This window comes from Hydrogenophaga sp. UC242_53 (assembly GCF_042696965.1).
GTDB lineage: Bacteria > Pseudomonadota > Gammaproteobacteria > Burkholderiales > Burkholderiaceae_C > Hydrogenophaga.
In genome coordinates this window covers 2,411,034-2,423,818 of the sequence record NZ_CP170552.1, presented here as the reverse complement: position 1 = coordinate 2,423,818, position 12,785 = coordinate 2,411,034, and the positions used below count along the sequence as shown (strand labels likewise).

12 protein-coding genes and 1 pseudogene are annotated in these 12,785 nt (G+C 68.8%); 9 read left to right on the top strand and 4 right to left on the bottom strand.

Annotated features, from left to right (window positions below; all coding sequences use genetic code 11):
- The first annotated feature begins 26 nt into the window (after positions 1-26).
- The 5 genes and pseudogenes from ACFJI0_RS12135 to ACFJI0_RS12115 all read left to right on the top strand — a co-directional run bounded on the left by ACFJI0_RS12135 (position 27) and on the right by ACFJI0_RS12115 (position 2,648).
- Positions 27-359, top strand: a complete 333-nt coding sequence (locus ACFJI0_RS12135) for a YbaB/EbfC family nucleoid-associated protein (protein WP_066266019.1) — start codon at positions 27-29, stop codon at positions 357-359.
- A gap of 30 nt (positions 360-389) precedes the next feature.
- Positions 390-1,001, top strand: a complete 612-nt coding sequence (recR, locus tag ACFJI0_RS12130; RefSeq protein ID WP_291120795.1) for a recombination mediator RecR — start codon at positions 390-392, stop codon at positions 999-1,001.
- Between the two features lie 32 nt (positions 1,002-1,033).
- A pseudogene (locus ACFJI0_RS12125) lies at positions 1,034-1,439 on the top strand (MAPEG family protein).
- A gap of 185 nt (positions 1,440-1,624) precedes the next feature.
- A complete protein-coding gene (locus ACFJI0_RS12120; protein ID WP_382325170.1) occupies positions 1,625-2,170 on the top strand; it encodes an ABC transporter substrate-binding protein in 546 nt (181 codons plus the stop codon).
- Entirely contained in the window at positions 2,079-2,648 is a 570-nt protein-coding gene (locus ACFJI0_RS12115; protein WP_382325168.1) for an ABC transporter substrate-binding protein, read from the top strand. The genes ACFJI0_RS12120 and ACFJI0_RS12115 overlap by 92 nt, the downstream gene beginning before the upstream one ends.
- Positions 2,649-2,671: 23 nt before the next feature.
- Here ACFJI0_RS12115 and ACFJI0_RS12110 read toward each other — a convergent pair whose 3' ends face one another.
- Complete coding sequence (locus ACFJI0_RS12110) at positions 2,672-4,339, bottom strand: transglycosylase SLT domain-containing protein (RefSeq protein ID WP_382325166.1); 1,668 nt, start codon at positions 4,337-4,339, stop codon at positions 2,672-2,674.
- The gene (gloB, locus tag ACFJI0_RS12105; RefSeq protein WP_382325164.1) at positions 4,336-5,109 is read right to left on the bottom strand and encodes a hydroxyacylglutathione hydrolase; all 774 of its coding nucleotides are present in this window, start codon (positions 5,107-5,109) and stop codon (positions 4,336-4,338) included. Before gloB ends, ACFJI0_RS12110 begins: the two co-directional genes overlap by 4 nt.
- Before the next feature lie 102 nt (positions 5,110-5,211).
- Between gloB and ACFJI0_RS12100 the strand changes: the two genes are divergently transcribed.
- From ACFJI0_RS12100 to ACFJI0_RS12085, 4 genes are all read left to right on the top strand, one after another.
- A complete protein-coding gene (locus ACFJI0_RS12100; protein ID WP_382325162.1) occupies positions 5,212-5,991 on the top strand; it encodes a class I SAM-dependent methyltransferase in 780 nt (259 codons plus the stop codon).
- A gap of 41 nt (positions 5,992-6,032) precedes the next feature.
- Positions 6,033-6,467 carry a ribonuclease HI gene (gene rnhA, locus ACFJI0_RS12095; protein WP_382157435.1) on the top strand — a complete coding sequence of 145 codons (435 nt, stop codon included), beginning with the start codon at positions 6,033-6,035 and terminating at the stop codon, positions 6,465-6,467.
- Between the two features lie 115 nt (positions 6,468-6,582).
- Positions 6,583-7,740, top strand: coding sequence for an efflux RND transporter periplasmic adaptor subunit (locus ACFJI0_RS12090; protein ID WP_382325160.1), 1,158 nt, complete (start codon positions 6,583-6,585; stop codon positions 7,738-7,740).
- Between the two features lie 16 nt (positions 7,741-7,756).
- Positions 7,757-10,846 carry an efflux RND transporter permease subunit gene (locus ACFJI0_RS12085; protein WP_382325158.1) on the top strand — a complete coding sequence of 1,030 codons (3,090 nt, stop codon included), beginning with the start codon at positions 7,757-7,759 and terminating at the stop codon, positions 10,844-10,846.
- Positions 10,847-10,852: 6 nt separating this feature from the next.
- Here the strand turns inward: ACFJI0_RS12085 and glp are convergent, their stop codons facing one another.
- Both glp and mobA read right to left on the bottom strand, forming a co-directional pair.
- Positions 10,853-12,130, bottom strand: a complete 1,278-nt coding sequence (gene glp, locus ACFJI0_RS12080; RefSeq protein ID WP_382325156.1) for a gephyrin-like molybdotransferase Glp — start codon at positions 12,128-12,130, stop codon at positions 10,853-10,855.
- Positions 12,131-12,156: 26 nt separating this feature from the next.
- Complete coding sequence (mobA, locus tag ACFJI0_RS12075; RefSeq protein ID WP_291118881.1) at positions 12,157-12,780, bottom strand: molybdenum cofactor guanylyltransferase MobA; 624 nt, start codon at positions 12,778-12,780, stop codon at positions 12,157-12,159.
- Positions 12,781-12,785 lie beyond the last annotated feature (5 nt).

Sequence of the window (12,785 nt, the reverse complement as noted above, 5' to 3'; positions counted from 1 at the left end):
TTTTCACTCGGAACGTTAGGAAGACCATGTTCAACAAAGGACAACTCGCCGGCCTCATGAAGCAGGCCCAGGCCATGCAGGACAACCTGAAGAAAGCCCAGGACGAGCTGGCCTTCATCGAGGTCACGGGCGAATCGGGCGCGGGCCTGGTGAAGGTGCTTATGACCTGCAAGCACGACGTCAAGCGCGTCACCATCGACCCCAGCCTGCTGGCCGACGACAAGGACATGCTGGAAGACCTCGTGGCCGCCGCGTTCAACGCCGCGGTGCGCAAGGCCGAAGAAACCTCGGCCGAGAAAATGGGCAAGCTCACGGCCGGCATGCCCGGCCTGCCGGGCGGCATGAAGTTCCCGTTCTGATCCCCATCGCGCGGGCTCCTTCGCTCATCGATGGCTGAAAACCACTCGCTCGAACTGCTGGTGCAGGCGCTGCGCCGCCTGCCTGGCGTGGGGGTGAAGTCGGCACAGCGCATGGCCTTCCATCTGCTGCAGCATGACCGCGACGGCGCCGTGCAGCTTGCCCGCGCGCTGGAGCACGCGGCCAGCTCGGTGAAGCACTGCAGCCTGTGCCACACCTTCACCGAAGACGACATCTGCCCCACCTGCCGCGATCCCCGGCGCGACCGCAGCCAGCTCTGCGTGGTGGAGACACCCGCCGATCAGGCAGCGATGGAGCGCACCGGTGCCTACAAAGGCCTGTTCTTCGTGCTCATGGGCAAGCTCAGCCCGCTCGATGGCGTGGGCCCGCGCGACATCGGTCTGCAGAAACTCTTTGACCGCATCAGCGCGCCGGCCGAACAAGGGGAGCCCGAGGTGCGGGAAGTCATCCTGGCCACGAACTTCACCGCCGAAGGTGAGACCACGGCCCACGTGATCGCGCAGGCGCTCAAGGGCCGCACGGACGTGCAGGTGACCCGCCTGGCCCGGGGTGTGCCGGTAGGCAGCGAGCTGGAGTACGTGGACCTGGGCACGATCGCCCATGCCCTGGTGGACCGGCGCTGACCGGCGCCATTTCTTCTCGAAAGCGCTTCATCATGAAACTGGCAGGATTGACCGTGGCGTATTGGGCGGTGGTGGTGGCTTCGCTGTTGCCGATCGGCTGCGCGTGGCTCGCCAAATCGGGCACGTTCTCCAAGCCGCGCCGCGATGGTGGTTTCGACAACCAGCACCCGCGCGAATGGCTGGCGCGCCAGAGCGACTGGCGGGCCCGCGCGAACGCCGCGCAGGCCAACAGTTTCGAGGCGCTGCCGTTCTTCATTGGCGCCGTGATCATCGCGCACCAGCTCGGCGCTTCACAGGTTCGCCTGGACGTTCTCGCCTTTCTGTTTGTCGTGCTGCGGGTGCTTTACATCATGATGTACGTGGCGCAACCTCGCCACGGCGCGCAGCCTCGCGTGGACCCTGGCACTGATCGTCAATCTCGCGATCCTTTTCGTTTGACGCGCGCTTGCGTTCGACGCCGTTACATCAGCTTGCAAGTGCTCGGTACAAACCCGCTCGGGATTGGTCCTGATGCGGGTTTGCGGCCCGCCCCCTAGTCTCAAGGCTCATCCAAAGAATGTGCCGAGAGAGGAAACCGGGTCATGTGGAGTCGCCGAAACTGGGGACGTGTCTGTGCGTTGAGCGTGGCGTCGGTCGCCGTACCGTCCTTGCGCGCGCAGCCGGCGCCGGCCTCTGCGGCGCCACCCACACCTCGACCCGGTGCGCCCAAACTGGCGATTGCGGTCGATAGCCGCTCCTCGTTCTGCTACCTCCCACTGACCATCGCGGAACGCCTCGGGTACTTTGCCCAGGAAGGCATCGATGTGGAGGTGCGCGAGTTTCCCGATGTGGCGCAGTCGCTGCACGCCTTGCAGAGCGGTGCGGCCCATGTGCTGTCCGGCCCGTACCCGAACACGATCGCACTGCAGGCGCGCGGCCAGAACCTCCAGTCCTTCGTGTTGCAGGGGCGAGCGCCGCAGGTGGTGGTGGGGGTGTCGCTGGAGACCATGGGCCACAACGGCGGGGTGGCCGACCTGCGCGGCCGCCGCGTGGGGGTGATGGCCAGCGAGTGCCGCCTCGCACCGCGTGGCGAGCCTGGTGCTGGGCAAGGTCGGGCTGCGCGCCGCCGATGTGCGCTACGTGCCGTTGGCGAATGCCGCGGCGGCGGTTCAGGCGTTTCGCCGCGGTGAGCTCGATGCGATCAGCTACACCGACCCGACCGTGACGCAACTGGAGCAGATGGGTGCGCTCAAGGTGGTGGCCGACACGCGCAGCACGCGCGGCACGGCCGAGGTCTTTGGCGGTCCTTTGCCCTCCGGCTGTCTGTGCGCGCCGGGGAGCTTTCTGACGCAGTACCCCAAGGCCAGCCAGGCGATGGCCGATGCGATGGTGCACGCGCTCAAATGGCTGCAGACGGCGGGCCCATCCGACATCATCAAGGTGGTGCCCGAGCGCTACTTTCAGGGTGACCGCGCGCTGTACCTGGCGGCCTTCGCCCGCGTGCGCGAGGCCTGGACGGTCGACGGCATGATGCCCGAGACCGGGCCGGCCACGGCGGCGCGCATGTTGGCGCAGTTCGAGGAGCCCGGCTCGCTGCAGCGTGTGGATCTGGCGCTTACCTTCACCAACGACTTCGCACGCAAGGCCAAGGCCCGGTTCCGGGCCTGATTCTGGCGCGAGCGCCCGGTCGCTCAGTTCTTCTTGTCGGACTTGCCGCTGGACGCCACGCGCGTCTTGCTCGCGCTGGTGGCGGTCTTGGACTTGGTCTTCACCGGCTTGCTCGCGGTGGGCGAGGCCTTGCGCGCCGGTGTGGCCGTGGCCGACTTCTTGGCCGGGGCCTTGCTCGGCGGGGCGGCCTTGGCGACCGCGACCCGCTGCGGCAGCATGAGCGTGATGCGCTGGCCCGGTTTGAGCGCCGCGTTCACGGCCAGCTTGTTCCAGCCCGCCACGCTCACCGGGCTCACGCCATAGCGCTGGGCCAGGCGCGTCAGGTTCTCGCCCTTGCGCGCCTTGACGGTGGTGCGCTTGAGGATGACCTCCGGCTGGAAGCTGATCTGGCCGTTGTCGGCCACGTGCACCGGCACGTCGCCGTTGCGCTTGTCGGTGCGTGGCACGAGCAGGCTGGAGCCGGCGCGCACCTGCATGCGAGGCGGAATGTTGTTGACCGCGCGCAACTCGGCTTCGCTCATGCCCGCCCGGTCGGCGGCCTGGGCCACGGACATGGTGGTGGGCACGACCCAGGCCGTCCAGCTGGCCAGGGGGCCGGTGTGGGATTGCAGGTTGCGCTGGAAGATCAACGCGTTGTCCCAGGGCAGCAGCACATGCGGCGTGCCGGCGGCCATCACGATGGGCTGGCGCAGCGAGGGGTTGAGCGCGCGGAAGTCTTTTTCCGCCACCTCGGCCAGGCGGGCGATGAGGGCGACATCCATGTCGCGCTCCAGCGCGACGGTGTCGAAGAAGGGGTGGTTGCCGATCAGGGGCAGGGTGGTGTTGTAGGCCTCGGGCCGCGCCAGGATGTTCTCCACCGCCTGCAGCTTGGGCACGTACAGGCGCGTTTCCGCCGGCATGTTGAGGTCGGTGTAACCGGTGGGCTTGCCCAGGCGCTGGTTGTTGGTGATGGCGCGGTTGACGTTGCCCTGGCCCCAGTTGTACGCCGCCAGCGCGAGGTGCCAGTCCCCGAAGCGACCGTACAGCTGCTGCAGGTAGTCGAGCGCGGCCCGCGTGGAGGCGAGCACGTCGCGCCGATCGTCGCGGAAGGCGTTCTGCTTGAGGTCGAACGACTGGCCGGTGGCGGGCATGAACTGCCACATGCCTGCGGCGCGCGCGCTGGAGACGGCCTGTGGGTTGAAGGCGCTTTCGATGAAGGGCAGCAGGGCCAGCTCCATGGGCATGTTGCGGCGCTCGATCTCCTCCACGATGTGGAACAGATAGCGGCTGGAGCGCTCCGTCATGCGCTGCATGTAGTCGGGCCGGGTGGCGTACCACTGCTCGCGGTCGCGCACCAGGTCGCCTTCGAGGTCGGGCATGGCGAAGCCACGGCGGATGCGGTCCCAGAGGTCGGCGGGGGCGTCCAGCGTCGTCACGCTGGAGAGCGCGGTTTCGGCCGTGCCGATGGTGCTCAGGGGCACATCGCTGGGCAGGCGGTACGAGGGCAGGCGCGGCGCGTTGGCGGCGACGGGTGGCGTGGCGTTGGGCGCGCCGGTGGCGCCGCTGCCGGCCTCGGGCAGCGCCGTGGTGGCGCAGCCGGACACCAGCAGCACCAGGGCCGTGCCGGCCAGCGTCAGCCAGCGGCGGGCGGGACCGGTGGACAGGGGAGCAAAGGCGGGAGCGGGAAGGGCGGTCGGGAAGGCAGGGGTCATCTGAAAACGTTTTTCCATTCGCGAAGCGTGGCGAAAACCGACACGGCATCGGTGGCAATGCCCGGCTCGTGGGCCTGGGCGGAGCGCACGACGGCGGTTTCGCCGGTGCGCAAGAAAGGATTGATCTGTTTTTCCAGCCCGATGGAGCTGGGCAGCGTGGGAAAGTTCTGCGCGCGTTGCGCCTGGCAGTGGGCGGTGTAGGCCGCCAGCTCGGCATTGCCGGGCTCCACCGCCTGCGCGAACTTGAGATTGGACAGCGTGTACTCGTGGGTGCAGCACACGCGGGTGGAGGCGGGCAGGGCGGCCAGCCGGGTGAGCGAGTCCAGCATCTGGGCCGGCGTGCCCTCGAACAGGCGGCCGCAGCCGCCGGAGAACAGCGTGTCGCCACAGAACAGCAGCGGGGCGCCGTCCAGGGCGGGCGTGTAGTAGGCGATGTGGCCGGCGGTGTGCCCCGGCACCTCGATCACCTCGAAGCGCAGGCCGAGCACCTCCACCGACTCGCCTTCGCCGACGCGCTGCAGCGGCTCGGGCATGGGCTCGAAGGCCGGGCCGATCACGCGCGCGCCAGTGGCCTCGCGCAGTTCGGCCACGCCGCCGGTGTGGTCGGCGTGGTGGTGGGTGATCAGGATGGTGTCCAGCCGCAGGCCTTCCTGTACCAGCCACCGGGCCACGCCCGCGGCTTCGCCAGGGTCCACGACCAGCGCCTGGGCGCCGTCGTGCAGGGCCCAGATGTAGTTGTCGCTGAAGGCCGGGATCGGAATGAGGTGCATGGGACGGATGTCGGGTAGGGCGTGTAGAGTGCGGGGCTGGCCTTCCCGGTGGTTTGCAGTGTCGCAGACTTCCTGCCGGAACCGGCTTCGGCCCCACCGCACATGACCGCAAAAATTATAGGGTTGACCGATTGGTTTTCGACCGCGCCCGGCCAGTACCTGCTGGCGTGGGAGCAGGCCCAGTTCGACCTGGCGGTGGCCGACCTCTTTGGCTACAACGCCTTGCAGCTCGGTTTGCCCGAGCTGGAGGGCCTGCAGGCCAACCGCATGCCGCACCGCTGGCTGGCGCTGCCCGAGGTGCTGCCGGCCAGGGCCGAGGGCCGCGCCCCGCGCGTGGCCCTGATCACCGACGCGGCCGCCCTGCCGTTCCCCGAGGCCAGCCTGGACCTGGTGGTGCTGCCCCACACGCTGGAGTTCAGCGCCGACCCGCACCACGTGCTGCGCGAGGTCGAGCGCGTGCTGGTGCCCGAAGGCCGGGTGGTGATCTCGGGCTTCAACCCCACGAGCCTGTGGGGCCTGCGCCAGGGGCGCGGCCGGTTCTGCGCCCGGGTGGGCCTCAACGCCTTCGGTGCCTCCAGCCTGTACCTGCCTGAAGCAGGGGATTTCATCGGTCCCTGGCGCCTGCGCGACTGGCTGAGGCTGCTCAGTTTTGAAGTAGAGTCGGACCGCTTTGGCTGCTACCGCCCGGCGATGCGCACCGACACCTGGTTGCAGCGCTACGCCTGGCTGGACCGCGCCGGTGCCCGCTGGTGGCCCATCTTTGGCGCGGTGTATTTCGTGGTGGCGGTCAAGCGCGTGCGCGGCATGCGCCTGCTGGGCCCGGCCTGGAAGCCCAGGCGCGCCACTTCGGCCGCCCCGGTGTCGGTGACCCACCGGCACTGAACGCCGCCGCGCCTCTCCCTTTTTGTATTCAGGAGCTTTTTTTGAACCATGTGGTGATCTACACCGACGGTGCCTGCAAGGGCAACCCTGGGCCTGGCGGCTGGGGCGTTTACCTCAAGTCAGAGGGTTTCGAGAAGGAGTTGTGGGGCGGCGAGCGCGAAACCACCAACAACCGCATGGAACTCACCGCGGTGATCGAAGGCCTGGCCGCGCTCAAGCGCCCCTGCCGGGTCTCGCTGTACCTCGACAGCCAGTACGTGCGCCAGGGCATCACCGAGTGGATCCACGGCTGGAAGCGCAAGGGCTGGGTCACGGCGGCCAAGCAGCCGGTGAAGAACGCCGACCTCTGGCGCAAGCTCGATGGCCTGGTGCACGCCGGGCCCCACCAGATCGAATGGCACTGGGTCAAAGGTCACGCCGGCGACCCTGGCAACGAACGGGCCGACGCCCTGGCGAACCGGGGCGTGCCGGCCTGAGTCCTACAGGGGAAATCCCGTCACCGGCGGCTCCCACCCACTGCTACATTTCGTTTCATCGATCTGTGCCATGCCCCACGGGGGTAGGGCGTCCTTTTCCCCGGCAGTGGAATCCATGGCGAACAAAGCGCTTTACGTGGTGGTGGCCGTCGTTGGCATCGGTCTGGCCTCCGGTGCAGCCTGGTGGCTGCAGAACCGGGATGCCATCACCCCGCCGGTGGCCGGCACCGGACCGGGCGCTTCCGGTGCAGCGGCCGGTGGCGCACCCGGTGTGGAGGTGACGCGGGTGAAGGCCATCCGGCTGCAGGACGACGCCCAGGCCGTGGGCACCCTGCGCTCCCGCCAGAGCGTGACGCTCAAGCCCGAGACCAGTGGCCGGGTGGCCCGGATCGTCTTCGCGGACGGCGCCCGGGTCAAGGCGGGCCAGTTGCTGGTGCAACTCGACGACACCTTGCAGCGCGCCGAATTGAGCCAGGCCCAGGCCCAGCTGTCCATCGCGCGCGCCAACCTCAAGCGCAACCAGGATCTGGTGGCGCAGAACTTCGTGGCCCAGCGCGTGGTGGAGGAAAGCCAGGCCAACCTGCAGGTGGCCGAAGCCCAGGTGGCGCTGGCCGACGCGCGGCTGCAGCGCATGCGCATCACCGCCCCGTTCGCGGGCACCGTGGGCCTGCGCAGCATCAACCTGGGGGCCTACGTGAAGGACGGCGACAACCTCGTGAACCTCGAGGACACGTCCATGCTCACGGTGGACTTCCGCTTGCCGGAGCGCTACCAGACCCAGCTCGCCCCGGGCCAGGTGGTGCAGGTGCAGCTCGATGCCTTGCCGAACCGCTCGTTCGAAGCCAAGGTGCTGGCCGTGGACCCGCTGCTCGACGCCAATGGCCGCTCCATCTCCGTGCGGGCCGTCATGCCCCCTGCGGCCGACAACGTGTTGCGTCCCGGCATGTTCGCGCGCGTGCTGATCGTCTTCTCGGTCAACGAGCGCGCGTTGGTGGTGCCCGAGGAAGCCCTGGTGCCCCAGGCCGGCAAGCAGTACGCCTACGTGCTCGACGAACAGGGCGAGGGCGACGCGAAGAAGCGCCACTCGCGCCGGGTGGAAGTGGCCCTGGGCGCGCGCCGGGGTTCGGATGTCGAGGTGGTCAGCGGCCTGCGGCAGGGCGACACCGTGGTGATCGCCGGCCAGCAGCGGCTGCAGCGCGATGGCACCGCGGTGCGGGTCGTGAACATGGCTGCGCCTGCCGCCGCTGAAACGGCCCCGGCGCCGGCGCGCTGAACCCTCAGGAACTCGCATGCAACTGCCTGAGATCTCGATCCGGCGCCCGGTGTTCGCCTCGGTGCTGTCCCTGCTCATCCTGCTGGTGGGCATCGTGTCGTTCAACGGCCTGACGGTGCGCGAGTACCCCAAGATCGATGAGCCCACCGTCACGGTCTCCACGCGCTTCGGCGGGGCGTCCAGCGAGGTGATCGAGTCGCAGGTCACCAAGCCGCTGGAAGACTCGCTCGCGGGCATCGAGGGGCTGGACGTGATCACCTCGATCAGCCGCCAGGAACAGAGCCAGATCACGGTGCGCTTCAAGCTCGAGCGCGACCCCGACTCGGCCGCCGCCGATGTGCGCGACAAGGTCAGCCGCGTGCGCCAGCGTCTGCCGCAGGACGTGGACGAGCCGGTGATCGCCAAGGTGGAGGCCGACGCCTCGCCCGTGATCTGGCTGGCCCTTACCTCCGACACCCACAGCGCGCTGCAGCTCAGCGATTTCGCCAACCGCCTGGCCAAGCCCGTGCTGCAAACGGCGCCCGGCGCGGCCGAGGTGCGCGTGTACGGCGAGCGCCGCTATTCCATGCGCATCTGGATGGACCCGGACCGCCTGGCCGCCTACGCGCTGACCGTGCAGGACGTGGAAGACGCCCTGCGCCGCTCCAACCTGGAAGTGCCGGCCGGCCGCATCGAGAGCACGCTGCGCGAGTTCAACGTGACCGCCGCCACCGACCTGCAGACGCCCGAGCAGTTTTCGGCGGTGGCGATCCGCAACGTCAACGGCCAGACCATCCGCATCGCCGACGTCGCGCGCGTGGTGCAGGCGCCGCAGGACGAACGCACCTCGGTGCGGCTCAATGGCCGCGACGCGGTCTCGCTCGGCGTGATCCGGCAGGCGACCGCCAACCCGCTGGAGCTCTCGGCCGCCGTGCGGCAGATGCTGGAGAAGGTCAAGCAGGACCTGCCCGCCGGCGTGAACGTGGACATCGCCAACGACAACTCGGTCTTCATCGACCGCTCGATCAAGGCGGTCTACACCACCATCGCCGAAGCCGTGGTGCTGGTGGCGCTGGTCATCTTCGTGTTCCTGCGCACGCTGCGCGCCTCGATCATTCCGCTCATGACCATCCCGGTCAGCCTGATCGGCGCGTTCGCGCTGATGGCGATGTTCGGTTTCTCCATCAACACGCTCACGCTGCTGGCCCTGGTGCTGGCCATCGGCCTGGTGGTGGACGACGCCATCGTGATGCTGGAGAACATCTACCGGCACATCGAGGAGGGCATGAAGCCCTTCGACGCGGCGATCCAGGGCGCGCGCGAAATCGGCTTTGCCATCGTGGCGATGACGCTCACGCTGGCGGCGGTGTATGCGCCGCTGGCCTTCACGCCCGGCCGCACCGGCCGTCTGTTCGCCGAGTTCGCGCTGGCGCTGGCCGGGGCGGTGGTGGTTTCCGGCTTCGTGGCGCTCACGCTTTCGCCCATGCTGTGCTCCAAGCTGCTGCGGCACAACCCCAACCCGGGCCGGTTCGACCGCGGCATGGAGCGCGTGCTCAATGCGGTCACGCGCGGCTTCAGCCGGGTGCTGGGCGCCTCGCTGCGGGTTCGCTGGCTGGTGGTGGCGGTCATGGCCGGCAGCGCGCTGGCCAGCGCGTGGATGCTGCAGACCATGCGCCAGGAGCTCGCGCCGATCGAGGACCGCGGCGTGATCCTGGCCAACATCAACGGCCCGGATGGCGCCACGCTGGCCTACACCCGCAAGTACGCGGAGGCGATCGAGAACATCGCCCAGGACTACCCCGAATTCGACCGCATCTTCGTCAACGTGGGCAACCCCTCGGTGGCGCAGGGCGTGGTGTTCATGCGCGCGCTGCCCTGGGAAGAGCGCGAGCGCTCCACGCAGCGCATCGCGCGCGAGATCACGCCGCGCCTGGCGTCGCTGCCGGGCATCAGCGCCTTTCCCATCACGCCGCCCTCGCTCGGGCAGGGCTTTCGCGAGCGCCCGATCAACTACGTGATCGTCACCTCCGACAGCTACGAGAACCTGGCGCAAACCGTGCGCCGCTTCCAGGACGAGCTGAGCAAGAACCCGGGCCTGGTGCAGATCGACACCGACCTGCGCCTGAACAAGCCCGAGATCCGCATGGACGTGGACCGCGAGCGCGCGGCCGACATGGGTGTGAACGTGGATGCCATCGCGCGCACCGTCGAGACCATGCTGGGCGGCCGCATCGTCACGCGCTACAAGCGCGACGGTGAACAGTACGACGTGGTGGTACAGACCGTCTCGGGCAACCGCAGCACGCCCGAGGACATCGACCGCCTGTTCGTGCGCGGCCGCAACGACGCCATGATTCCCCTGGCCTCGCTGGTCAAGATCAGCGAGGTGGTGGTGCCGCGCGAGCTCAACCACTTCGGCCAGCGCCGCAGCGCGTCCCTCACCGCCAACCTGGCGCCCGACTACTCGCTGGGCGAGGCCCTGCAGTTCATGGACAAGACCGCGCGCGAGGTGCTGCCCGCCGGCTACACCACCGACCTGAACGGCCAGAGCCGCGAGTTCCGCAACGCCTCGGGCTCGCTGGCCATCGTCTTCGCGCTCTCGCTGCTGTTCATCTACCTCGTGCTCGCGGCGCAGTTCGAGAGCTTTGTCGATCCGTTCATCATCATGCTCAGCGTGCCGCTGTCCATGATGGGCGCGCTGCTGGCGCTCAAGCTGACGGGCGGCACCATCAACGTGTTCAGCCAGATCGGGCTCATCACGCTGGTGGGGCTGATCACCAAGCACGGCATTTTGATCGTGGAGTTCTCCAACCAGCTGCGCGACCAGGGCCTGGAGAAGTTCGAGGCCGTCAGACAGTCGGCCGCGCTGCGCCTGCGGCCCATCCTGATGACCACGGGCGCCATGGTGCTGGGCGCCATTCCGCTGGCGCTGGCATCTGGCGCGGGGGCCGAGAGCCGGCAGCAGATCGGCTGGGTGATCGTGGGCGGCATGAGCGTGGGCACGCTGCTGACCATCTTCGTGGTGCCCACCATGTACACGCTGCTCTCGCGCGACAAGTCCCATTCGAAGGCGAAGGCCGCGCAGCACGAGGGCGGCCACGCGGACGCCGCCATCCCGGCCAAGTGAGCCGGGTCAGATCGCGCCGTCGAACATCATCACGTCCACCGGGTCGCCCGCGGCCACGTTGCCCTGGCGGTGGTGCAGCACGATCAGGCCGTTGGCCTCCACCATCGAGCTGAGCACGCCCGAACCCTGGTTGCCCGTGGTGCGCACGCTGAGCGCGCCGTCGGGCGTGCGGGTGACGATGCCGCGCTGGTACTCGGTGCGGCCCGGCTTCTTGCGCAGGGCTTCGCCGCTGTGGGCTTGCAGCAGCACGGGTTCGCTGGGTGAAGCGCCCATAAGGCGCTGCAGGGCCGGGCGCACGAAGGCCAGGAAGGTGACCATCACCGCCACCGGGTTGCCTGGCAGCCCGAACAGCACGGCGCTCTTGCCGGCCTCGTCGATGCGGCCCACCGCCATGGGGCGGCCCGGGCGCATCGCGATGCGCCAGAAGGCCACGTCGCCGAGCTGCTTCATCATGGCCTTGGTGTGGTCGGCCTCGCCCATGCTCACACCACCGCTGGTGATGATGGCGTCGGCCTTGAGGGCGGCGGTGCGGAAGGCCGCTTCCAGCTCGGCGGGCTCGTCGCGCACCACGCCCATGTCGACCACCTCCACGCCCAGGCGCGTGAGCAGGCCGAAGATGGTGTAGCGGTTGCTGTCGTACACCGCGCCTTCGCGCGGCGTTTCGCCCAGGCTCAGGATCTCGTCGCCGGTGGAGAAGTACGCCACCTTCACGCGGCGGAACACCTTCACGGTGGGCAGGCCCAGGCTGGCCAGCAGGCCCAGCGCCGCCGGGCCGAGTGTCTGGCCTTGGTGCAGAGCGGCTTCGCCGGCCATGAGGTCTTCGCCCAGCAGGCGGCGGTTGTCGCCCGCGCTCACCACGTTGGGTGGCACCACGACGCGATCACCTTCTGCTTTCACGAATTCGAGCGGCACCACGGTGTCCAGCCCGGGCGGCATGATGGCGCCCGTCATGATCTTCAGGCACTCGCCCGCGCCCACGGTGCCGGCCCAGGCCTTGCCCGCGAAGGCCGTGCCCGTCACGCGCAGGCCCAGCGGCTCGCCCGGGCGCAGCTGCCCGCTGTCGAAGGCGAAGCCGTCCATGGCGGAGTTGTCGTGCGGCGGCACGCTGATGGGCGAGACCACGTCCTGCGCCAGCACGCGGCCCAGCGCGTCGAACACGCCCAGGTCTTCGGTGGCGGTGACCGGCTCGACCAGGCGGGCGAGGAAGTCGTTGACGCGTTCGGCGCTGATGGCCTGCGGGTCGTAGCCCTGCAATTCGGCCGCGATCTGCTCGATGGATTTCATGGACAAACGAACGGAGGGCCGAGCGCTCAGCCCTTTTCGAGGGCGTGCAGTTCGGCCAGGGTGTTGGTGTTGAAGAAGGCCTTGGGGTCGTCGCCCGGCCGGTCGAAGGGCACGATCACCGTGCGGTGCTGGTCGGTCCAGCGGTCGATCTTGCGCCCGCCGGCCTGGGTGAAGACCAGCAGGCTTTCCATGAGCTCCACCCGAATGAGGCAGAACACCGGCTGGGGCCGCAACTGGCCGTCTTCCTCCAGGGCGCCGGCCATGGCGATTTCGGTGGTCTCGTCTTCGAACGCCTGAGCCAGCCGCTGGGCGAGGTCGAGCGGGAAGAGGGGCGTGTCGCAGGGCACCGTGAGCAGGTAGGGCGTTTCGCAGCGCTCCAGGCCGGTCATGAAGCCGGCCAGGGGACCCGCGTAGCCGTCCAGGGTGTCGGGCCACACCGGCACGCCGAAGGCCTCGTAGGCCGCCAGATTGCGGTTGGCGTTGACCATCTGACCGCCGACCAGCCCGCCTTCCTGCATCTGCAGGCGCAGCAAGGCGTGCAGCGCCAGCGGCGTGCCGTTGAAGTTCTGCAGGCCCTTGTCGACGCCGCCCATGCGCGAGCCGCGGCCGCCGGCGAGCACGAGGCCCGTGATTTGATGGGAATGGATCATCTGTT